The following is a 22842-nucleotide window of genomic DNA, read 5'->3' as shown; positions in this document are numbered from 1 at the left end:
GTAATTATTTATAATATAGTGCAAAGATAACTGGCCTGTGTTAAGTTAATGTTAACAGATTGGCATTATGTTTTGTCGCAGCATTAACTTATTTTATGTTAACGATTGTTAAGCGATTGGCGTTTTAACGGGCAACTTTTTACATTTACCTTGAGGCACAGTAATTAATGAAACGGAAACTCAGCATTGCATTTACATTGATCACATTATCGCTAATCGGAATTATTATATTCCAGGGATATTGGACTGTAAACGCTTATCGTGTAAACAAAAAGCAGTTCGACAGCGATATTGATAGCGCCATGCTGCGGGCGATGGATGATTGCAAGAAAGATTATTTTGATTCGATACGGGTGGTGATCATTAAAAAAATATCCTCGCCAGATTTTGTTATCCAGATAGATACGAACAAGGCGCCCGATCCAACCAACACATCCTATGATATCAGAATAGCGCCTAAAACACAGCGTTCGTTTATGATAGCAAATGAACCCTTTACCATCAGGAAACCTAATTTAGATTACTATAAAAACAAAATAACCTTTAAAGGGAACGAGAGCATCCCGGCATTGCTTACCGAAACATCTTTTTATGTACCCACTCTTTTGTACCATATTACATGGGCTTTTCAAATGGAAGAGATGGACAATGTTATGCGAAGGTTACGACCAGGTGGCGATTTAAACAAAACAGCAGCGCCCGATACGATCATGCTGCATAGACAGCAGGAAGAACTTGCTAAGAAGAGCCCCGGGCCTTTTGCTGTTGAAACTGTGCAGGATACTGCTTTTCAAAAAAAGACGAAAGAATTGTTCCGTTTGCGCAATATGAGGCCAAGGCGGGTAAGTGATAGCTCATTTGCTAAGTTGGCCAGCCAGCTATTTGACGAACATGTGAAGTTTTTGAAAGCCGCTAAAGCCAAGCAAGCACAGATAAATGCCGATATACTACGAAAACCCGCGGTATTAACTGCCCCAAAGCCAACGATGGATGGGCAACATGTAAATTTTAGGCAGATATATAAACAACAAAGGGATAGTAAAATGCCGCCAAATTACCGGAAGGCCGATAGTATTAAAATTTGCCGTTACCTTAAAACGGAACTGGAAAAGGCTAATATTTATGCTCCATTTACACTGAGTTTTTCTGACAAAAGAAACCCGGTTAAAACATTTAACGCCTGGCATAGCGAAACCAACGAGTTTCCGTACCGGTACCACGGGCTTGATTTTTTAACGCCTAATCTTTTAACAGTTGATACCCGCTACACCAAAGCTGTTTTTAAAACACCGCAGTATGCCGTAATGCGCAGTATGTTGTTTAATCTTGGTTTATCGCTGGCGCTGATTTTACTTACCGGCTTTTGCTTTATGTATGTGATACGCACCATTGTTGAGCAAAAAAACATAGCCGAATTAAAAGACGATTTTATTAATAACATGACGCATGAACTTAAAACCCCAATTGCAACCATCACCGTTGCTATTGAAGCCATGCAGAATTTTAACGCTTTAAACGATATTGAAAAAACACAGCGCTACCTGCAAACATCGCGCGAGCAGTTGGAGCGTTTAAACCAGTTGGTAACCAAAGTGTTGAATGTGGCCGCTTTTGAGAATAAGGATATTGACCTGCATATTCAGGAGGTTAATATTGATGCGATGATCAGTAATATCATCGCATCCGAAAAGGTAAAAGCAACTAAAGCGGTTACATTTAATTACATAAATAATAGTGCTGTTAATAGCATTTATGCCGATAAGATACACGTCAACAATGTGTTTTTAAATTTGGTTGATAACGCCATTAAGTATGCCGGGGAGGAAGTGACTGTTGATATATCAGTTCTGCAATCGGGGGATAATTTGGTGTTCAGCGTGAAGGATAACGGAATTGGCATAGCACCGGAGCATTTGGGCTATGTGTTTGATAAATTTTACCGTGTGCCCACCGGTAACGTGCATAATGTTAAGGGTACAGGCCTGGGCTTAAGCTATGTAAATTATATTGTTAACGCGCATGGCGGCCACATCAGTGTCGAAAGCACTCTTGGCAAAGGAACCGAATTTATAGTTACCTTACCTGTAGCTAATGGATAAGATCAAAATTTTAATGGCCGAGGATGAGAGCGCTTTGGCGCACATTGTTCGCGAAAGTTTGGAGGAGCGCAATTTCGAAGTGGTGCTTTGCGCGGATGGGGAGCAGGCGTTTAAAAAGTTTGCGACTTACAAGCCTGATATTTTGGTGCTTGATGTGATGATGCCTAAAATGGACGGTTTTGAGTTGGCCAAAAAGATCCGCGAAAGCGATAGGGTTACGCCCATCATATTTTTAACCGCACGCTCGCAACCTAAAGACGTGGTCACGGGGTTTGAAACTGGCGGCAATGATTATTTGAAAAAGCCTTTTAGTGTAGAAGAGCTGATTGTGCGTATTAAAGTATTGCTGAGTAAAGATAGGTTACTGATCAACCCTAAACCTGCCCGACCGGATAGTAATGAAGTTATCCAGATAGGGGCCTTTACCTTTAAACCCAACCGTAATATTATTGAATACGGTATTAATGTGCAGCAATTAACTGCCCGCGAAAGTGATGTGTTGAAGATATTATGCAAGCACCAGCAGGAAACCCTAACGCGTACCAAACTGCTCACGGAACTTTGGGGAGATGATAATTTTTTTAATGCACGCAGTTTGGATGTATTTATTACCAAGTTGCGTAAACATTTAAAAACCGATCCCTCGGTGCAGATCATCAATATCCGGGGAATCGGTTATAAGTTAGTTTGGTGATATTTTAGGATGCCATTGCCTGGTTAAGGGCAATAATGGCTTCGTCAAAATCTTCTCGGGCAACCAAAAACTGGATGTTTACCTTGCGTAAAGCAAAACCCGCGCTTTTGATATCGATGTTTTTAGCCGAAAGCGCACCTGCCGATTTGGCAAGCAAACCAACCTGATCCATATTAGAACCGATCAAACAAACCATGGCCATTTTTTCGACCGATACTTTTTCAAATTTTTCTTCAAGCTCGTGTATCAGTTGTTTGTTAAAATCTTTTTCCCAAATCACGATAGAGATACTGTTGGCGCTGGTGGCTTTAAAGTTGTAACTCACGCCCAGGTTATAAAACACCTGCATAATATGAAAATCTGTACCTACGTTGCCCACCATTAGTGGGTCGTAAATGTCGATCATCATCAATTTGGTTGTGCCGGTAATTACTTCAACACGCTTGTGCGGGCAGATGTAATCTTTGGTGATCAAAGTACCCGGGTGTTCCGGCTCGAAGGTGTTTTTAATGCGGAGATTGATGTTGTTGATCTCTAATGGTTTTGATGCTTTAGGGTGAATGGCTTCCATGCCCACATCAGCCAATTGATCGGCAACATCGTAATTGGTGAAACCTACGGGTACACAATTGTTAATGCCAACCAAAACCGGATCGGCAGAGCACAAGTGATATTCCTTGTGGATGATGGCTTCTTCGGGTTTAACGGCTACGGCTATCTTGCAAAAAGTAACTTCGGAATAACCACGGTCAAACTCGCGCATAATGCCTTCGGTACCTTTGGCATAGCCGGTTACTATACAAATGGTTTTGGTAAAATCGATCTCGCTAAAAGTATGCTTGATGCGCTGATCGATGGTGTATGATTTATGATCGTGAAAACCGCTCAGATCAACCAACGTGGCATTGATGCCCATACTTTGCAAAATATTGGTGAACACGAAGGCAGAATGTGTTTCGCCGATTGAAGCTAAAATTTCGCGGGCGGCTTGTAAAATACCCTCTTTACTTACGTAGCCGGATGCTAAAATATTAGCCAGGTTATCCAGGTAATGACGGGCATCGTGAATGCGCTGCTCAATAAACTTATCGGCTATCAGCAGGTCGAGACCAAGCGATTCATATTTCTTGTTGATATCTTGCAGACTAACTACTAATGAATCCAGGGCATGGTGGAAATCCTGATATTTAACTATGCGGTGGTAAACGCCGGGCTCACCGGTTTTTTTGTTTTCGAGCAATAGGTTGGTTACGCCCGAGAAGGCCGAGACCACAAAGATCCGGTTATATAATTCATCGCCGCTGCGATTAAACAAAATAATATTGTTGATCACATCCTGCAAAGCACTCATGGATGTGCCACCAATTTTTTCTACTGTTAACATGTTGTTCCTTAATTCTAAAGCGATCAGCACCTATCCTACCAAAATAGTAGGATATTTACGGGCGCAAATTTATAAAAATAGATGAATTGATTTAGATCGATTGATATTTACATCAGGGAGTAGTGTCTCTGTTTGAAAACTTTAGGCCTCAATATAGGAAACTGAAATGTGCGTAGTGCCAGACATTAAACCTAATCCTTTCCAAGTTGGTTTATTTCCTTCACTCCACTCGAATTCGTATACACCATTATGCCACGAAATTTTTAAATCGCAACGTATTGCTGAAATATCATTCGTTTGATTATCTGTTTCAATAAATTATGCATTCATAATCCCCATCAACTCCTTTATTATCATTCATTTTTTTTCTGGCAATTTCACTATCTATACAATAATGATTACCTGGGCTTAGGCTATTCTTTTTCAAAAGCCCTGTATTTGTATAAATAGCGTTGAGTAGATTGCCATTTTCTAAAATTTCATAAACCTGAATACCGTGGAATATTGACATAATATTTTATTTTATTCAACCGAAGATAATTAAAAGATGGAGTAGGTATGCGAACTTACTTAAACAGAGAGATACTATCCGTCTTAAAGTTTTTGCGATAATCACTTAGTCTCAGATAGGGTATGGTTACCTATTTATAGAAAACAAATACCCCCTTTTTCTTTTGTCCCGGAGGGACTACCGCTTTGTAGAAAACAAATTATGCGTCTTTGTTATGTCCCGCAGGGACTACCCATTTCGACGCCAAACAGCTCTTTCCACGTTTAAATAGCCCTACAAACCTTTCTTTAAAGATGATTCCCTGATGATCATTTCCGACTTTAAAACGATGGAATCGGTAAGCAGCATATTAGATTCACCTTTTAAATGGTTAATCAGAGTTTTTGCCGCAACTTCGCCCATTTCATAGCTGGGGTAATTTATTGTTGTGAGGTTAGGATCAACCAGTTCACACATCGGATCATTATTGAACCCGGCAACGGCAATATCTTGAGGAATATTAACACCGGCTAATCTCAGTTCGCGCATGCAGTAGGCGGCAAAGGCATCGTTGGTAATAAACACGCCGTCGGGGCGCGGGCTCAAGTTCAGTAATTGTTGTGATGCATCCACATCATGGCCAATGTGCTCGTTAAGGTAATTGATGATAAGCAGGTCATCGCTATATTTAAGCTTATTATCCTCCAATGCTTTTTTATAGCCGGCAAACCTATCGGCATACACGTTACGTTTTAAATCTCCGGTAACGTGGGCTATTCTTTTACAGCCCTGCTCAATAAGGTGTGTGGTAATTTCGTAGGCCGATTTAAAGTTATCAATTACTACAGTAGGGCAATTTTTATGCTGCGCAACCCGGTCGAAAAACAACAGGGGGATATCTTTATTTATAAAAACATCAAAGTGTTCAATATTATCAGTATCATAGGCTAACGAAACCATTAAGCCATCAACCCGGCTGTTAAACATGGTGTTTGCATTGGCAACCTCTTTAGCCATGCTCTCTAAAGATTGGCTTATGATCAAGTTATAGCCTAATTCGCTGGCTACTTTTTCCATACCGGCTAAAACCTGGGCTACAAAATAACTATCCAAACGGTGTACAATTACACCTATGGTGTTGGTGCGCTTTAAACGCAAGCTGCTGGCAAAGGTATTTGAGCGATAGCCCATTTCCTTTGCAATATCCATTATCTTTTTCTTGGTTTTACGGTTAATAGCCGGATGATCGCGCAGACCGCGGCTAACCGTTGCCGGCGAAATATCAAGCGCTTTAGCTATATCGTAAATAGTAATTTCTTTGTTTTTCATCGTAATGGATAGGTTGCAACAACGCAAGGTATAAATTTAATGCAATTTACACTTTAAAAATTAAAATTACAATCGGTTGCATTTTCAAAAAATATATATAATTTTACTGCATCTTGTTTAAATCAACAAGTGTTAAAGCCTTTTATAAACTAATACAGCTGCTGCATGTTACTTTTGGGTATTGATATTGGTACTTCGTCTATTAAGGTTTCGGTTGTTGATGCAACTTTACAAACTTGTATTGCATCTGCACAGTACCCCGAAACAGAATCGGCCATTACTTCGGTGCAACCGGGATGGGCAGAGCAATCGCCCGAAATGTGGTGGGAGCATGTGCAAAAGGCTATTGCTAAAGTTAAACAGAGCAAGAGTTTTGATCCGCAAGATATTAGCGCCATTGGTATTGCTTACCAGATGCATGGCCTGGTATTGGTTGATAAAGACCAGAATAGCTTACGCGATAGTATTATTTGGTGCGATAGCCGGGCGGTTGAAATTGGCAACGAAGCATTTGATAAATTAGGCCACGAGGCTTGTTTGAGCCATTTGCTAAACTCTCCCGGAAATTTTACGGCATCAAAACTGGCATGGGTAAAAGCTAATGAGCCAGAGATCTATGCCAAAGTTGATAAAATAATGTTGCCTGGCGACTTTATCGCAATGAAACTGACGGGTGAGATCACCACCTCGGCATCGGCGCTATCCGAAGGAATATTTTACGATTTTACATGCAATCGGTTGTCTAAAGAAGTGCTGGATTATTTCGGCTTCAGCGAAAGCTTGTTTGCAACTATAAAACCCGTTTTTTCGGATCATGGGCAAATAAAAAAGTCCATCGCTGATTTACTGGGTTTAAAAGCAGGAATACCTGTAGCTTATAAGGCGGGAGATCAACCTAACAATGCATTATCGTTAAACGTTCTTAACCCGGGCGAGGTTGCTGCAACAGCGGGTACATCCGGAGTTATTTATGGCGTGAGCGATGTTTTGGCTTACGATCAGGAATCTCGGGTGAATACCTTCGCGCATGTTAACCATACTGAAGAGCAGCAGCGTTTGGGCGTTTTACTTTGCATTAATGGCACCGGCAGCTTAAACCGGTGGACCAAAACCATTTTTGGCGCCGATACTACCTATCAGCAAATGAATAGCGAGGCTAAGAACATTAAATTAGGTAGTGATGGCTTACGCATATTGCCTTTTGGTAATGGTGCCGAACGGATGCTGAACAATAAGTTGGTAGGTGTGCATTTCCAGAATATTGATTTGAATTTACATACAAGGGCGCATATATTCAGGGCTGTTCAAGAGGGCATAGCCTTTTCGTTCCGTTATGGCTTGGATATTATGCGGGGGAATGGTATGAATCCGAGCATCATCAGAGCAGGTAAGGCCAATTTGTTTTTAAGCGATCTGTTTACCGAAGCCTTTGTGAACGCAACAGGTGTACCCGTAGAATTATATCAAAATGATGGTAGTGTTGGCGCGGCTTTGGGAGCAGGGATTGGCAGCGGTATTTATCAATCGCCAAAAGAAGCGTTCAGTAATATAAAGGCCATACAATTGGTAGAACCATCGCACACAAAAGATTACGAGCCTATTTACCAGGAGTGGAAAACATTGCTTGGTAAGCAGTTAAATGCATAATAATAAATATTAATTCAATCATTCAATCATTCAATCATTCAATCATTCAATCATTCAATCATTCAATTTTTAATATAATGGCAAACATCGTTTTAGGTGAGAAGGAGTTTTTTAAAGGTATCGGTCAGGTTAAATACGAAGGACCGCAAACAGACAATCCGCTGGCTTTCCGCTGGTATGATGAGAACCGCGTTGTTGCGGGCAAAACATTGAAAGAGCATTTGCGCTTTGCCGGTGCTTACTGGCATTCGTTTGTGGGTAATGGTGCCGATCCGTTTGGCGGACCAACCCATATCTTCCCTTGGGATGCTAAAAGCGATGCTGTTGAGCGTGCCAAAGATAAAATGGACGCGGCATTTGAGTTTTTAACTAAAATGAATTTGCCGTACTACTGTTTCCATGATGTGGATGTGGTTGATTACGGTAATAATGTTGCCGAAAATGAAAGCCGCTTACAAGCTTTGGTTGAATATGCCAAACAAAAACAAGCCGATAGCGGCGTTAAACTACTTTGGGGAACTGCTAACCTGTTCTCGCATCGCAGGTATATGAACGGTGCATCAACCAACCCGGATTTCCAGGTGTTGGCACATGGTGGCGCACAGGTAAAAGCTGCTTTAGATGCTACAATTGCTTTAGGTGGCGAGAACTACGTATTTTGGGGTGGACGTGAAGGTTATATGACTTTGCTGAACACTAATATGAAACGTGAGCAGGAACATTTTGCGAAGTTCCTTCATACAGCAAAAGATTATGCCCGTAAACAAGGGTTTAAAGGAACGTTCTTTATCGAACCAAAACCTTGCGAGCCATCAAAGCACCAGTATGATTATGATTCGGCTACGGTGATCGGCTTTTTACGCCAATACGACTTGTTGAATGATTTTAAATTGAATTTAGAAGTTAACCACGCTACTTTGGCGGGCCATACTTTCCAACATGAGTTACAGGTTGCCAGTGATGCTGGTTTGTTAGGCTCAATTGATGCTAACCGCGGTGATTACCAGAACGGTTGGGATACTGATCAGTTCCCGAACAATATTACTGAAATAGTTGAGGCCATGCTGGTTATTTTAGATGGCACAGGCTTGCAAGGTGGTGGTGTTAATTTTGATGCCAAGATCCGCAGAAACTCAACCGATCCGGCTGATCTGTTCTACGCGCACGTTGGCGGTATGGACATTTTTGCACGGGCATTGATCATTGCTGATAACATTTTACAAAAATCAGATTATAAAAAAATCCGTACAGATCGTTACGCTTCATTTGATAGTGGTAAAGGTTCAGAATTTGAAAAAGGTTTATTAAGTTTGGAGGATCTGCGGAACTACGCCATTGAGAAAGGCGAGCCTGCAGTAATAAGTGGTAAACAAGAATATTTAGAAAACTTGATTAACAACTATATTTAATTTATAATTGTCAAATAAACCTTTATTAACCTAAAAACCAATAACCAACAATGAAAAGACTCCAAACGGGCGATTACATCGTATTCCTTATTTACTTTTTAATCGTCGCGCTGTATGGCTGGTGGGTATACCAGCGTAAAAAGAACGTTAATGCAACCTCACACGATTACTTTTTGGCCGAAGGATCATTAACCTGGTGGGCGATTGGAGCATCTTTAATTGCATCAAATATATCAGCCGAGCAATTTATCGGTATGAGCGGCTCGGGCTTTAAAATGGGTTTGGCTATTTCTACTTACGAGTGGATGGCTTCATTAACCCTCATCATTGTAGCTGTTTTCTTTATCCCGGTTTACCTGAAGAACAAGATCTTCACGATGCCGCAGTTTTTAAAGCAACGTTATAACGGTACCGTAGCCATGATTATGGCTGTGTTTTGGTTGTTATTGTACGTAGTAGTAAACTTAACCTCTATTTTATATCTGGGCGCCTTAGCGGTAAGCAGTATATCTGGTGTAAGTTTTGCAGTATGTATGTGGGGATTGGCCATATTCGCCATCATTATCGCTTTAGGTGGTATGAAGGTTATTGGTTATACCGACGTAATACAAGTATTCTTTTTAATACTGGGTGGTTTGGTAACAACCTATATCGCTTTGGACCTGGTGGCTCAACACTTTGGTAGCTCGGGCCCTGTCAGCGGATTTAATTTGATGGCATCACATGCCAGTGATCACTTCCACATGATATTTAAAAAGGACAATCCAAGCTATATGGACCTACCTGGTTTAACCGTATTAGTTGGTGGTATGTGGATAGTGAACCTGAACTATTGGGGTTGCAATCAGTACATTACACAACGCGCTTTGGGTGCCGACTTGAAAACCGCACGTGGTGGTATCCTGTTCGCGGCGTTCTTAAAACTGTTGATGCCTGTTATTGTGGTATTGCCTGGTATAGCTGCGTTTGTGTTGTACAAACAAGATCTTTTCCAAAAAGAAATGATGCACAATGGCGAGCTAAACCCTGATAACGCTTACCCGGTATTGTTGGATTTATTGCCTACCTACATGAAAGGTTTATCATTCGCGGCATTAACCGCTGCTGTGGTAGCATCATTGGCCGGTAAGGTTAACAGTATTGCAACTATATTTACATTGGATATCTACAAAAACACCTTTAAAACAGATGCATCTGAAAAGAACCTTGTTTTGGTTGGTAAGATAGCGGTTGTGGTAGCGATGTTTTTAGGTATCGTGATCTCTCCTTATTTGGGTATCGATAAAAAAGGTGGTTTCCAATACATTCAGGAGTATACAGGCTTTGTATCTCCGGGTATATTTGCCATGTTTATTTTAGGCTTCTTCTGGAGAAAAACAACTTCTAACGCGGCTCTTTTTGCAACCATTGGTGGTTTCATCTTATCGGTAATGTTTAAACTGTTACCAGGATGGGTTAACTTATCATTCCTGGCCAATAGCGGTTTCTCAAAAGCTAACGATGCTGGTGTATATGAGATCCCTTTCTTAGATAGGATGGGCTTCGTATTCCTGATCTGTATTTTTGTGATGTACGTGATCAGTATGATAGAAAACAGCAAAGGCGACAAGGTAAATGCATTACAGGTTGATACCAAAATGTTTAAAGCTCATACATCATTTGTAGTAGGATCAGTACTTATTTGTGGTATACTGGTAGCTCTTTACTCTATTTACTGGTAGTATCCGGTTAAAATATTTGTGAATCCCCGCTTCGTAAAGTTGCGGGGATTTTTTTTTGAACATTACGTAATTGCAACAATATCAGTTTAAAAAACCGTTATCATTGCAGTAAATAATAACAGCAATTTGTGAACGAGCTTTCAGCTAATTTGATATACGCGCCAGTAGCATCAGCTATATTTGCAATAACTTTGTTTGTGAGCTTATTGGCGTTTTATAACGACGAGATTTACAGTAAATTTATACTGCATCCTTATAGTGTAAGCCGTAAGGAACGCATGTACACATTGTTAACCAGTGGGTTGATACATAAAGATTGGCCCCATTTGCTGTTTAACATGATGTCGTACTATATCTTTGCGTTTAAGCTTGAAATGGTTCTTGGGCATTGGCAATTTGGATTGCTTTATATAGTTAGTTTAATACTGAGCGACTTGCCTACGGTAGTTAAACATAAGGACGATTACTGGTATCATAGTCTTGGTGCATCAGGGGCGATAAGCGCGGTAATATTTGGCTTTATTATGTTTTTTCCGTTTAGTCTTATTGGCATCATGTTTCTTCCATTCGAAATGTGGGCCGTTGTGTTCGGAGCTTTATATCTGGCTTATTGTGTGTATGCGGCAAGGCAAAATAATGATAATATTAACCATGATGCTCACTTTTATGGCGCACTTTGTGGTGTATTTATCACCATCATTGTAAACCACGATGTATTAAAGATATTTATCCATCACCTGGCCACATTGAGCTAAAGGCCCAATTCTATACTCTCGGCGGGCATAAAATTATCGTCTTTATCTACCAAAAATGTCATGGGGTGTTCGGGGTTTTTGATGATCTCTAATAGCAAGAATCCCCAGCGTTTCCAGAAGTTTTCTAATACTTGTCCGTAGGTTTTGCCTAACCAATCATCAAATAAAGGTTTAACACTCATGCCTTTCAGACTCATGGCTTCGAGGTAGATCTCATCGCCTACAGGCAAAATATTGTATTCCGGCAAACGGTTAAACAGGTAGGCCGAGTAAAATATGCGCCCGCAAAACTCTTCGAACTGGATGGGGTGCAAGGTTTGGCCCTCTATTTTTTGTAAGATGTTATGATGGTATTTGCGGTTAGCGCCGTTATCCTGCAAAGATATGATAAGTCCAAAATCTTTTAAACGGATAGAAAAGGTAAGGGTATTGATCTCGTCGCGGTAAGCAAACTCATTTTCAGGGTTGTTTACCTTGAACAGGAAGATGCTATAAGGTTTAAACGCTTCGAAAATCATGGGTAAATTCAAACTTTGCAACATTAAGTGCAGGTTGCTGAATTTGTGGATGATGGATTGAGATATATTGAACTCTTCGCCCTGAGCATGTGATTGGCGGATAGCTACCTGTATCTCATTAAAGATGATGCCATACAATAGTTTTCCGGCCCATTGGAATAGTTTGAGCTCGTCGATGGCTTTTACGGCTTCAAAGCCACCATCAAATGCCCGGGCAATTTCGGCTTCTAAGGGTTCCAGGTATTGTTCGTTTACATGGGCGGCGCAAGGGATTTTAAGGTCCTTATAGGTTGCCATGCTTTCGTCGAGCAGCTTAAAGGGCTGGTCTTGCAGATCATACCGGCTCATGAGCCATGCCGGGAACACCTGGATCTTTTCTTCGGTAGATTTTAATTCTTCTCCCGTAAGGAAGCATTGCTTGTTACTGAAGTTAAATTTTTCGAAAGGCTGGTATAATTTTGCTGACATTGCTGCAAAGATAAGATTGAAAGTTGAATGAAATTTTTAGATTTGATTTTTAACATGAAACTGACTTACCAACCCTTTGAGCTTGAACTGAAACATGCTTTCACGATAGCAAAATTTTCGCGCACATCAACACCTGTTATGCTGGTACAGCTGGAGCATGAAGGCTATACTGGCTATGGCGAGGCTTCAATGGTGCCCTATATGGGCGAAAGCCACCAAAGCGCTACCGATTTTTTGCAAAAGGTTGATGTTAATCAATTTCAATACCCCTTTGATTTTGAAGCGATAATTAACTATCTGGATGAGATAGCGCCCGGTATGCCTGCCATTAAAGCGGCTATTGATATTGCCTTACATGATTTGGAGGGCAAACTTAAGCAGCAGCCCTGCTGGCAATTGCTGGGCAGCGACCCGGCTTTGATGCCGGTAACATCGTTCACTATCGGGATTGATACACCCGAGATGGTGATCAAAAAGTTGGAAGATGCCAGGAGCTTCAAAGTGGTAAAAGTAAAACTTGGGCGCGATAGTGATAAAGAGCTGATTAAAACCATACGCAGCGTTACCGATGTGCCGCTTTACGTGGATGCCAACCAGGGCTGGACAGATTTGCAGGAAAGCCTGGACATGACCTACTGGTTGCATGAGCAAGGTATTGTGCTGATAGAGCAACCCATTATTAAAACAGATATAGACAGTAATGCCTGGTTGAGCGAGCGCAGCCCGATACCTATAATTGGCGATGAAAGCGTGCAACGTTTGGCGGATGTTACCAAAGCTAATGGCGTTTATAATGGGATCAACGTAAAGCTAATGAAATCGGCAGGGATGCACGAAGGGCATCAAATGATATTAAAGGCAAAAGAGCTTGGGCTGAAAACTATGATTGGCTGTATGAGCGAAACCAGTTGCGCTACCCTGGCGGCTATTGCCTTGGCGCCGTTATGTGATTGGGCCGATCTGGATGGTCCGTTTTTGACCACGAATAACCCTTATGTAATGCCCGAATTTACTGATGGTAAGTGGGTGTTGAATGGTGATAATGGTTTGGGCTTAAGGCTTAGAAATTAGCGGCTCATAATCAACAGGCAACAGATCGGCTACGCCATGGCCTGCCCAATCACCTTCTACCGTGGTGCTTGTTGGGTTACCTAATATGCCATTGCTATCGAAGACAGCATAGGGTAAATTTAAACCGATAATTGTAGATGGATAAGTAGGCATATCAAGCGGATGATAAATACTGCCGTTATTATCGGCGTTCGATCTTTTAGTGTAGATGACGTATAGATAGTCGGTGTATTTTAGGGCGAGTATCGCTTTATTGTCGGTTTGAATTACATAGTCGGCAATAGGCATTGGTTTAGATACCAAATATTCCAATGCTTTGGGGAGTTTATATTTTGCACTCCAGACTTTGGCAGAATCGGCCCAACCGGGTTGGGCTTTTGAAAAGGGTCCGTACAATCTTAGTTTTGCGCGTATTAAACTATCAGGCGGACGGGCCGGGTTTGTTTTCCGGATAAGCCTTAATACTTTAAATCCCTGTTCTTGTAAATTATTGCCGTATATGGATCGAAAAAAGTGCATATCCGACCCTTTATAAACTTGTTGCCGGGCTTTTAGCCAACGCTTTTGTTGTGCGGGTTTGCCTTTCATTTCTTCGAACAGTACCGAGCCTTCGTAGTATAAAAAACCTTGTGCGTAATTTTTAATGAATTTACCGAGCTGATACTTTACAATATAGCCTAAGGCTTTGTTTTCTATGATGAGAAAATCATCTGAGCTGGCACTTAAAATTCTTGCATGGGCATTATAGCTGAGGTTAATATCGTCGGTGTTTTTTATTGTACAATTTTGCGCGTTTACTGAATGGCCCAAAAACTCATTGATGAATACCTGCAGGTTTTGATCCCGTTTAGGATCAGGTGGACCAATGGTTACCTCTTTTAGCGTTGTGTTTTTGGGTGTGATCAATATATCCGGCAAAGCCAAAACGTTGTTGCTTACGGTAACCGTTTGGTGATGTGTTTCGAACCCGATAAAGGATATTACCAAATCGTACTGCCCGGCTTTTACATTATTTAGGGTAAAAGAGCCATCATCGTTGGTTTTGGCCCCTACTAACGAATTACTTAAAAATACACTGGCAAAAGGTACGGGGGTTTTATCTGAAGCATTGAGAACCTTGCCCGTAATGGTAGATTGGGCAATGACCAGTGAGGGTATGAAAAGCAGGAATAATACAATGGTTTTCATGGCAATGCAAGTATAACTATTTTATTAGTTGTAGGTGGTGGCCTGAAATAAAAAAAGCACGAACCAGTTTAGATTCGTGCTTTTTGTGAAGTGTTTATTCCTTAGTCTTTTCCTAAAATGATAGGAGCGCCTTTACCGTTTCCTAAAATAATTACTTTGGCATTGGGTGAAAGGGCTATTTCTTTTTGAGCCTTGATGGTTTCGTATTGTAGCTGTTTATCAGATAAGCCAGTTGAAAGTATCTTTTGGTAATCGGCAATACCTTGTGCTTCTATGCGCTTACGCTCGGCTTCCTGTTTTTCTTTTTGCAGTACGAATTGCATTTTTTGCGCTTCCTGTTCAGCGTTTATTTTTGATTCGATACTGGCTTTTACAGATGCTGGTAAGGATATGTTACGAACCAATAACGACTGCAACTCCATTCCATTTTTGGCAAAGGCCGTAGCTATAGTTTTTTGAATGCGAGCCTGAAACTCGGCCCGTTTAGTTGAATATAAACTCACGGCTTCAAAAGCTACGGCGTTGTCACGGATTGCAGTACGCGATACCGGGCGAACAATATTATCGATATAATCCGGGCCAATGTTTTGCAGTAAAAAAGGTGTTTTACTAGGTATCAGGCGATAAAGTACCGTAATGTCAATAGTTACTTCCAAACCATCTGACGATAGCACCCTGATGGCATCATCACCCGGTTTTTGGCCTTCGGTGGTTTGCGCGCTCATGGTGTAGTTTTGGGTACGGGCGTCAAATATGGTCACATCAACAACGGGGTCAATAATGTGTAAGCCACTTTCAAGAATATCGGGTTGAACCTTGCCGAATAAGCTTTGCACCCCTATTTTACCCTGCTCAATCACTTTAACCGATGAGCTGAACAAGCCCAGTACAACTATAACGATACCTACTATTTTAATTACACCCGCGTAGCGGGCATTAGGGGTTGGGCTACCCTTGATCACCATTCCTGCAATGAGGATGATGATACCAATAATTGCGATGAACATGGTTTGTTTTTTTTGTTGAATTTACGGTTTTTTCTGAGAGTTGCGGATATCCTTCAACAGGCGCAATTTAAAAATGATAACCATTCCCAAAAGAAAAACAGCTCCAAACGCAACGGGCCAGTTATGACCTTTAATGCTGTAATAAACAAAGTACGCACATATAAATATGCAGATGTTGTACATTACATTTAAAAATACCTTGATGCCCATTAATACACCTCCATTGTTGGGTCAATTTCTTCGGCCCAGGCTAATATGCCGCCTTGTAAATTGTACAGGTTGGTAAAGCCTTTCGCTTCTAACTGCATAATAGCTACTGCGCTGCGTTTGCCGCTGCGGCATTGTACAATTACGGGTTTATCTTTGGCTATCTTGTCCGATTCGATCAAGATCCCGGCAAGGGGAATCAGGGTACCGCCAAGGTTGCTCATTTCATATTCAAAGTCCTCGCGAACATCAATCAGTTGAAAATCTTCTTTGTTATCTATTTTCTCTTTTAGCTCAAGTACACTTATTTCTTTCATGTGATGGATATTTATGAGGCAAAGTTATTCATTTTAACGTATATAAAATGGGTGTCATTAAAAATGGCATTGCGTTTAAGTTTGTAACAATCAGGGGCTATTGGCGTTTAATGAATTGAGCATGCATTTTTGGCTGCCGCATTTATTTGATGGAAAAACTAACACGCTTCTTTTGGTTTTGCTCGGGCGCGCACCAGGCAACGCTTAAAAAATACCCCATCGAGCATAATAAATATGTTGGGATAGGCGCTACCATATTTTTTACGGCTTTATTTGCCTCGCTATCGGGTGGTTATGCTATGTATTTTGTTTTTAGCGGCAGCAGCTTCGCGGTGGGCTTCGCTATCCTTTTCGGGATGATATGGGGGCTGGCTATTTTTAATATGGACCGCTATATTGTGGGGAGTATTAACAAACAGGGAACCACAAATCAACAGATATTACAAGCTTCGCCACGGATATTGCTGGCGATTATGATAGGTGTGGTGATATCCCGCCCTTTGGAACTGAAGATATTTGATAAGGAAATTCGCGGTAAGCTCAAAACCTCGTACCTGAACGGACAGCGCCGCAAGGTTGATACTTTACAAAAGGCTTATGGTGATAAATATGCCCAGGAAATTGGCAAAAATGGCGAAATGAAAAAGGAGCGCGATTCGCTCACTAAAGATATTAACCGTTCGCGTTATCAGTTGAACCAAGAGGTTTTTGGGGATAAAAGCAACCAAACTTCGGGCATACAAGGCTATGGTACTTATGCCAAACAGAAGCAAGGCGTATTGCAGGAAAAGCAAGAGAGGCTGAAAATTGTTCAGGATAATTTGGATAAGATGGATGGGTATTTGAACCAACGTAAAGAGTACGATGGTTTGAATGATGTGAAGCTGTTTTCGGGTAGCCAGCTGGATAGTTTGGCTAATGTAGCCGGTTTTGCTGACAGGAATTGGGCTCTGGGGCAATTGATGTTCAGGGATAATGGTACAAGGGATATTGATACTTATTTGGCGCAATCATTCATCGCCTACCTGTTTATTCTGTTTGAGTGTTTGCCTGTGTTGGTGAAACTGATGTCGCCAAGAGGATCGTATGATATCGCGTTAGCGCGGATTGAAGAGGCCGATGTGCATTTTGCGGATAAGGATAGGGATAAATCCGTCACGGTAACGGATAATGTTTATGACCATGATGTGAGCACCGAAGTAGATAAGCGGAAAAGAATAATTACCTGGCAGGCGGGGAAAGATTTGGGTGACGCGTCGGTTTGATTTGGCTTTCATTTCATTCCGAGGAACAAAGAATACCCAATAGAGCGGCATATAAGTTCGCGATGTAGAGTTCGGTCAGTTATGCAAATATCATTTTTTAGTGCTGATTTGGAAATATAGGTACCCAATGGCGGGCTTTATTTAATTTAGCAAAAATGAAGGAACTGATTCAACAATGTGATGAATTAATAGCTGAACTGAAAAAATTCTCGAAAGAAATAATTGATTTAGGCAAATCTATTAGTGACGATAGATTTGAGATTTTTGAAAAGTCTATCGGTTTTCAACTACCAATAGACTTTAAATATATACTTACGAAATACAATGGTATTTCATTACTTGGGACTGAAGTATTGGCGTTAGACAAACTCCAGTCTTCATCACTGAGTGAAATATATACGTTTGAACATCACGAAGCAGGAAACCCTATGCCATTAAAATTTTTACCGTTCTCACCTGATGGCTATGGGAATCATTACTGCCTTGACCTCTCTAATTTAAAAGATGGTCTCTGCCCGGTTGTGTTTTGGCAGCATGATACTTTTATGAAAGCGATGACGAAGCAGAGGTTTGCAATTTGAACTTTGTTGATTGGGTGCAAATATTAATTGATGATACCCTTAATGATTACTACTACGATGGTACAGAAAAGTGACAAGAATAAAAATGAAACTTTAGCTTATTAGTATTAAGTAACTTGATATAAAACTCTAAATTTGCTCGCAAATTTAACACCATGAGTTTCAGAACCGAACACGATACCATGGGCGAGGTACAAGTACCTGCCGATAAATACTGGGGCGCGCAAACAGAGCGCTCACGCAACAATTTTAAAATTGGCCCCGAGGCTTCGATGCCGAAAGAGATCATAGCCGCTTTTGCTTATCTGAAAAAGGCTGCCGCTTATACCAACACGGATTGCGGTGTGCTACCTGCCGAAAAACGCGACCAGATTGCTGCCGTTTGTGATGAGATATTAGCTGGTGGCTTAGCCAGCGAGTTTCCCTTAGTAATATGGCAAACCGGTTCGGGAACGCAATCGAACATGAATTTGAACGAGGTTATTGCCAACCGTGCGCACGTATTGGCTGGTAATAAATTGGGCGAAGGTAAAACCTTTATCCACCCGAACGATGATGTGAATAAATCGCAATCATCAAACGATACTTATCCTACGGCTATGCATATAGCGGCGTACAAAATGGTTATTGATGTAACCATTCCGGGTGTTGAGAAACTGCGTGACACACTGCAAGCTAAAGTTGAAGAGTTTAAATCGGTAGTTAAAATTGGCCGTACGCACTTAATGGATGCAACCCCGCTGACTTTAGGTCAGGAATTTTCGGGCTATGTATCACAATTGACCCATGGCTTAAAAGCTTTAAGAAACACGTTAGACCACCTGAGCGAATTGGCTTTGGGCGGTACAGCGGTTGGTACCGGTATTAATACCCCAAAAGGTTATGATGTTAAGGTTGCCGAATATATTGCCCAGTTTACTAACCTACCTTTCCGCACGGCCGAAAACAAGTTTGAGGCTTTGGCCGCTCACGATGCTATTGTGGAAACACATGGCGCGCTGAAACAGATCGCGGTATCGTTAATGAAGATAGCGAATGATATCAGGATGCTGGCTTCCGGGCCGCGTTCGGGTATTGGAGAGATCCATATTCCGGATAATGAGCCGGGATCGTCAATTATGCCGGGCAAGGTTAATCCTACCCAAAACGAAGCTGTTACTATGGTTGCCGCCCAGGTGATGGGTAACGATGTGGCTATTTCGATAGGCGGATCGAACGGACATTATGAGCTGAACGTGTTTAAGCCTTTAATGGCGGCTAACTTTTTACAGTCGGCCAGGTTAATTGGTGATGCTTGTGTATCGTTTAACGATCATTGTGCTAAGGGTATCACACCTAACTATGATGGTATTAAGAAGCACCTGGAAAACTCGTTGATGCTGGTTACTGCTTTGAATCCGCATATTGGGTATGAGAATGCCGCTAAAATTGCCAAAAAGGCGTTAAAAGAAAACCTTTCGTTACGCCAGAGCGCCGTTGGTTTGGGTTTATTAACCAACGAGCAGTTTGACGAGTGGGTTAAGCCCGAAGAAATGATAGGTGGTTTGAAATAGAACCACATACAAACCCTCCCCTAAAAGGGAGGGCTTTTTTTTGAATTATGTATAGATTTTTTAACCTTCCTTGTTTTTTACTTGCAGCTTGCAGCTTATTGCTTTTAGCTCTAAGCTCCTGCTCTTTCAATCCTAACTATCAACGTAAGGGCAGTGATTTTGTGCAGGGGGAATGGAAGCAGGATTCGGTGGAGCGGCAGAAAATGCTGGTAAGCTACTCGCTGAATGATTTCAAGTTTAGCTGCGATTCGTTTTATGTGCGGATAGCATCGGTAAGTAAGGTGAATTATGGATCGGATACTTGCATGAGTAAGGGCCATTGGCTGGAATATGCCAAAGGGACTTATGAGCAAAAGAGTGATACACTGCATCTGAATGGCTTTTTTTGTAATCCGGATTATAGTTTGAAAAAGGAAGGCGGTTGCTTTAGGTTTGGCGCTTATGATGAGCGGTTTGTGGTGAGCGCGAAAAGTGATTCGGGATTGGTATTGTTGCCTTTTAGCAGTACGATGGCGGTGAAACTGAGGTTGGTGAAGCGGGTTGCTTGTGTGGTGAAGCCTTTGTAAGGGTAGCCCCTCCGCCCCCTAAAGGGGAACTTAATTTAATACAACAATGAAAATATTAATGGTTTGCCTCGGTAATATTTGCCGCTCGCCGTTGGCGCATGGGGTGATGGAAGCCCTGGTAAAAGAAGAAGGCTTAGATTGGCAAGTTGATTCCGCAGGAACAGGCAACTGGCATGTTGGGCAGGGGCCCGATCATCGATCTACACGTGAGGCTAAGTTAAACGGTGTGAATATCAGCAAACAGGTTTGTCGCCAGTTTAAAGTAGGCGACTTTGATGAGTTTGACCTGATTGTGGTGATGGACCAGAATAACAAGCGCGATATTTTGGCTTTGGCCCGCAATGATGAGGACAGTAAAAAGGTGAGGCTGTTGCTGGGCGATAAAAACGTGCCCGACCCTTATCATGACGATACCTTATTTGCACCTGTTTACCAATTGGTGCTTGATGGTTGTAAACAGTTGTTGAAAGAGCTACAGGCTAAACACTAAGCCTCTAGGCTTTTATGCCAATCTTCTTTCGTTATTTTAAAATAGTTTAACCATTCGCCGTTGCGCATAATGTCGTTTCCTGGCTGCATGCCTACTTTTTCAAGCACCCGTTTTGAGGGGGTGTTCTCTTTACTGGTTACGGCGTAAATTTCGGACAGGCCCATTTCTATAAAGCCAAAGGTTAGCATGGCCTTTGAAAATTCGGTAGCTATTCCTTGCCCTTTAAACTTATCGTGTATCACATAACCTAATTCGGATAGCGTTGGCTCGCCTTCTATTGATTTGAGCAGACCGAGGCCAATGTACTCGCCATCTGCTTTATTGAAAATGCCCCAGCGGGTAAGTTTATTGCCCTGGTGATAATCGTTTAAGGTATCACGAAAGATGATGCGGTTATCATCGGGAGTTCGTTTAGGCAGGTAATCGGTAACCAAAGGATCGGACAGGAGTTTGATAAAGAGGATCTCTTCTTCGGGGGTATACTCCCTTACAATAATGCGTGGTGTTTGGGTAATGATGGTCATGTTATCCAAAGCTAACATTTATCCCATAACCTCAATAACCATAATAATCATACAGGGGGGTAATTGTAAGAAATTTTTAACAGATCTCATTAAAAAACTCACTTATTGCACAAGTAACCCTAATCAACTAATGAACCAGTGAACAAATGAACCAATGAAATTTTTACCTTTGCCGCATGGCAGCTAATAAACCATCAACCCCGAAAGGAACGCGTGATTTTTCGCCCACCGAAATGGTGAAGCGTAACCATATTTTTGATACCATTAAAAGCGTGTTCCGTAAGTACGGTTACCAACAGATTGAAACTCCGGCTATGGAGAACCTATCAACCCTGATGGGTAAATATGGTGATGAGGGCGATAAGTTGATATTTAAAATATTGAACAGCGGGGATTACCTTTCAAAAGTTGATGCCGAAAAACTCACAACTCATAACTCACAACTCATAACTAAAGACATCTCCGAAAAAGCCCTGCGCTACGATCTTACCGTTCCCTTCGCCCGTTATGTGGTGATGCATCAGCACGAGATCACGATGCCGTTCAAACGTTTCCAGGTGCAGCCGGTTTGGCGTGCCGACAGGCCGCAGAAAGGCCGTTACCGCGAGTTTTACCAATGCGACGCGGATGTGGTTGGTTCGGATTCGTTATTGAACGAGGCTGAGTTTATTTTGATATATGATGAGGCTTTGAGCAATTTAGGTTTGAAGGATTTTACCATCAAGATCAACAACCGCAAAATATTATCGGGCATAGCCGAAGTAATTGATAAACCGGACCAGATCATTGACCTTACCGTTGCCATTGATAAGCTGGATAAGATAGGTTTGGATGGCGTGATCAAAGAACTGAATGAAAAGGGCTTTACCGATGCCGATATCCGCAAACTAAAACCTGTTATTTTACTGGAAGGCAGTAATATTGAAAAGCTGGAAAGCCTACGTAAGGCTTTGTCAACATCAACAGTTGGTTTGAAGGGCTGCGATGAAATTGAAAGCATATTTAAATACCTGGAAAGCTTTAAGCTAATAAGAGCTACGGTTGAACTGGATATTACGCTGGCCCGCGGATTGAACTACTACACAGGCGCTATATTTGAGGTGAAAACCAACGAAGTTGCCATGGGCAGTATTGGCGGTGGCGGCCGTTATGACGACCTGACCGGCATGTTCGGTTTGAAAGGCTTGACGGGTGCCGGTATTTCTTTTGGTGCCGATAGGATATATGATGTGATGGATGAGCTGAAACTCTTTCCGGATGCGGCGGGACAAACTACTCAGGTGTTGATTTGCTGCTTTGATAAGGATGGCGAAACGTATGCTTTGCCTTTTTTACAGCAGCTGCGTAGTCGCGAGGTACGCGCCGAACTGTATCCGGCAGGAGCCAAAATCAAAAAGCAACTGGATTACGCCAATGACAAGCTAATACCATATGTGATTGTAATAGGCAGCGACGAAATGGAAAGCGGGATGCTTACCTTCAAGAACATGCTAACTGGCGAGCAAGAAAAGTTATCTACAGAGATGATTGTGGCAATGCTGAGCGAAGGGTAATCCGGA

Annotated in this window: 21 protein-coding genes; 13 read left to right on the top strand and 8 right to left on the bottom strand. The window is 41.7% G+C overall.

Features of this window, described 5'->3' with window-relative positions:
- The first annotated feature begins 167 nt into the window (after nucleotides 1–167).
- On the top strand, nucleotides 168–2099 hold the full coding sequence (locus ABIN91_RS00780) for a HAMP domain-containing sensor histidine kinase (protein WP_348047414.1): 1932 nt from the start codon (nucleotides 168–170) through the stop codon (nucleotides 2097–2099).
- On the top strand, nucleotides 2092–2793 hold the full coding sequence (locus ABIN91_RS00775) for a response regulator transcription factor (RefSeq protein WP_348047412.1): 702 nt from the start codon (nucleotides 2092–2094) through the stop codon (nucleotides 2791–2793). Before ABIN91_RS00780 ends, ABIN91_RS00775 begins: the two co-directional genes overlap by 8 nt.
- Nucleotides 2794–2797: 4 nt before the next feature.
- On the opposite strand, the gene ABIN91_RS00770 is transcribed toward ABIN91_RS00775, so the two are convergent.
- The 3 genes from ABIN91_RS00770 to ABIN91_RS00760 all read right to left on the bottom strand — a co-directional run bounded on the left by ABIN91_RS00770 (nucleotide 2798) and on the right by ABIN91_RS00760 (nucleotide 5996).
- Nucleotides 2798–4177 carry an aspartate kinase gene (locus ABIN91_RS00770; protein ID WP_348047410.1) on the bottom strand — a complete coding sequence of 460 codons (1380 nt, stop codon included), beginning with the start codon at nucleotides 4175–4177 and terminating at the stop codon, nucleotides 2798–2800.
- Between the two features lie 310 nt (nucleotides 4178–4487).
- A complete protein-coding gene (locus ABIN91_RS00765; RefSeq protein ID WP_348047408.1) occupies nucleotides 4488–4688 on the bottom strand; it encodes a hypothetical protein in 201 nt (66 codons plus the stop codon).
- Nucleotides 4689–4961: 273 nt separating this feature from the next.
- Complete coding sequence (locus tag ABIN91_RS00760; RefSeq protein WP_348047406.1) at nucleotides 4962–5996, bottom strand: LacI family DNA-binding transcriptional regulator; 1035 nt, start codon at nucleotides 5994–5996, stop codon at nucleotides 4962–4964.
- Nucleotides 5997–6161: 165 nt separating this feature from the next.
- Here ABIN91_RS00760 and ABIN91_RS00755 point away from each other — a divergent pair, with 165 nt between their 5' ends.
- The 4 genes from ABIN91_RS00755 (at nucleotide 6162) to ABIN91_RS00740 (ending at nucleotide 11528) form a co-directional block, all read left to right on the top strand.
- Nucleotides 6162–7643: an FGGY family carbohydrate kinase gene (locus ABIN91_RS00755; RefSeq protein WP_348047404.1), complete on the top strand. Its 1482-nt coding sequence runs from the start codon at nucleotides 6162–6164 to the stop codon at nucleotides 7641–7643.
- Nucleotides 7644–7720: 77 nt separating this feature from the next.
- Nucleotides 7721–9052 (top strand): xylose isomerase, encoded by a 1332-nt coding sequence (gene xylA / locus ABIN91_RS00750; RefSeq protein ID WP_348047402.1) that lies wholly within the window; start codon nucleotides 7721–7723, stop codon nucleotides 9050–9052.
- Nucleotides 9053–9102: 50 nt separating this feature from the next.
- Entirely contained in the window at nucleotides 9103–10773 is a 1671-nt protein-coding gene (locus tag ABIN91_RS00745) for a sodium/sugar symporter (RefSeq protein WP_348047398.1), read from the top strand.
- Nucleotides 10774–10901: 128 nt separating this feature from the next.
- On the top strand, nucleotides 10902–11528 hold the full coding sequence (locus ABIN91_RS00740; protein ID WP_348047394.1) for a rhomboid family intramembrane serine protease: 627 nt from the start codon (nucleotides 10902–10904) through the stop codon (nucleotides 11526–11528).
- On the opposite strand, the gene ABIN91_RS00735 is transcribed toward ABIN91_RS00740, so the two are convergent.
- On the bottom strand, nucleotides 11525–12514 hold the full coding sequence (locus tag ABIN91_RS00735; RefSeq protein ID WP_348047392.1) for a hypothetical protein: 990 nt from the start codon (nucleotides 12512–12514) through the stop codon (nucleotides 11525–11527). The two genes, ABIN91_RS00740 and ABIN91_RS00735, sit on opposite strands and share 4 nt — an antisense overlap.
- Before the next feature lie 54 nt (nucleotides 12515–12568).
- Here ABIN91_RS00735 and ABIN91_RS00730 point away from each other — a divergent pair, with 54 nt between their 5' ends.
- Entirely contained in the window at nucleotides 12569–13585 is a 1017-nt protein-coding gene (locus ABIN91_RS00730; RefSeq protein ID WP_348047390.1) for a dipeptide epimerase, read from the top strand.
- Here ABIN91_RS00730 and ABIN91_RS00725 read toward each other — a convergent pair.
- From ABIN91_RS00725 to ABIN91_RS00715, 3 genes are all read right to left on the bottom strand, one after another.
- Entirely contained in the window at nucleotides 13568–14773 is a 1206-nt protein-coding gene (locus ABIN91_RS00725; RefSeq protein ID WP_348047388.1) for a carboxypeptidase-like regulatory domain-containing protein, read from the bottom strand. The two genes, ABIN91_RS00730 and ABIN91_RS00725, sit on opposite strands and share 18 nt — an antisense overlap.
- Nucleotides 14774–14874: 101 nt before the next feature.
- Nucleotides 14875–15780: a prohibitin family protein gene (locus tag ABIN91_RS00720; RefSeq protein ID WP_348047386.1), complete on the bottom strand. Its 906-nt coding sequence runs from the start codon at nucleotides 15778–15780 to the stop codon at nucleotides 14875–14877.
- A 209-nt stretch (nucleotides 15781–15989) separates the two neighbouring features.
- Nucleotides 15990–16304: a rhodanese-like domain-containing protein gene (locus ABIN91_RS00715; protein WP_348047384.1), complete on the bottom strand. Its 315-nt coding sequence runs from the start codon at nucleotides 16302–16304 to the stop codon at nucleotides 15990–15992.
- A gap of 149 nt (nucleotides 16305–16453) precedes the next feature.
- Here ABIN91_RS00715 and ABIN91_RS00710 point away from each other — a divergent pair, with 149 nt between their 5' ends.
- The 5 genes from ABIN91_RS00710 (at nucleotide 16454) to ABIN91_RS00690 (ending at nucleotide 20759) form a co-directional block, all read left to right on the top strand.
- Nucleotides 16454–17569, top strand: coding sequence for a DUF4407 domain-containing protein (locus ABIN91_RS00710; RefSeq protein ID WP_348047382.1), 1116 nt, complete (start codon nucleotides 16454–16456; stop codon nucleotides 17567–17569).
- A gap of 155 nt (nucleotides 17570–17724) precedes the next feature.
- Nucleotides 17725–18150: an SMI1/KNR4 family protein gene (locus tag ABIN91_RS00705; protein WP_348047380.1), complete on the top strand. Its 426-nt coding sequence runs from the start codon at nucleotides 17725–17727 to the stop codon at nucleotides 18148–18150.
- A 155-nt stretch (nucleotides 18151–18305) separates the two neighbouring features.
- Nucleotides 18306–19703, top strand: a complete 1398-nt coding sequence (gene fumC, locus ABIN91_RS00700) for a class II fumarate hydratase (protein WP_348047378.1) — start codon at nucleotides 18306–18308, stop codon at nucleotides 19701–19703.
- A 47-nt stretch (nucleotides 19704–19750) separates the two neighbouring features.
- Entirely contained in the window at nucleotides 19751–20269 is a 519-nt protein-coding gene (locus ABIN91_RS00695) for a fumarate hydratase (protein ID WP_348047376.1), read from the top strand.
- 46 nt (nucleotides 20270–20315) lie between these two features.
- Complete coding sequence (locus tag ABIN91_RS00690) at nucleotides 20316–20759, top strand: low molecular weight protein-tyrosine-phosphatase (RefSeq protein ID WP_348047374.1); 444 nt, start codon at nucleotides 20316–20318, stop codon at nucleotides 20757–20759.
- Here ABIN91_RS00690 and ABIN91_RS00685 read toward each other — a convergent pair.
- On the bottom strand, nucleotides 20756–21283 hold the full coding sequence (locus ABIN91_RS00685; protein ID WP_348047372.1) for a GNAT family N-acetyltransferase: 528 nt from the start codon (nucleotides 21281–21283) through the stop codon (nucleotides 20756–20758). The genes ABIN91_RS00690 and ABIN91_RS00685 overlap by 4 nt on opposite strands.
- Nucleotides 21284–21459: 176 nt before the next feature.
- On the opposite strand from ABIN91_RS00685, the gene hisS reads away from it, so the two are divergent.
- Nucleotides 21460–22836 carry a histidine--tRNA ligase gene (hisS, locus tag ABIN91_RS00680; protein WP_348047370.1) on the top strand — a complete coding sequence of 459 codons (1377 nt, stop codon included), beginning with the start codon at nucleotides 21460–21462 and terminating at the stop codon, nucleotides 22834–22836.
- The last annotated feature ends 6 nt before the right edge of the window (nucleotides 22837–22842 follow it).

Source organism: Mucilaginibacter sp. (assembly GCF_039921305.1).
Taxonomy (GTDB): Bacteria; Bacteroidota; Bacteroidia; order Sphingobacteriales; family Sphingobacteriaceae; genus Mucilaginibacter.
Note: the sequence above shows the minus strand (reverse complement) of the source record. Positions and strands in the feature narration are given on the sequence as shown.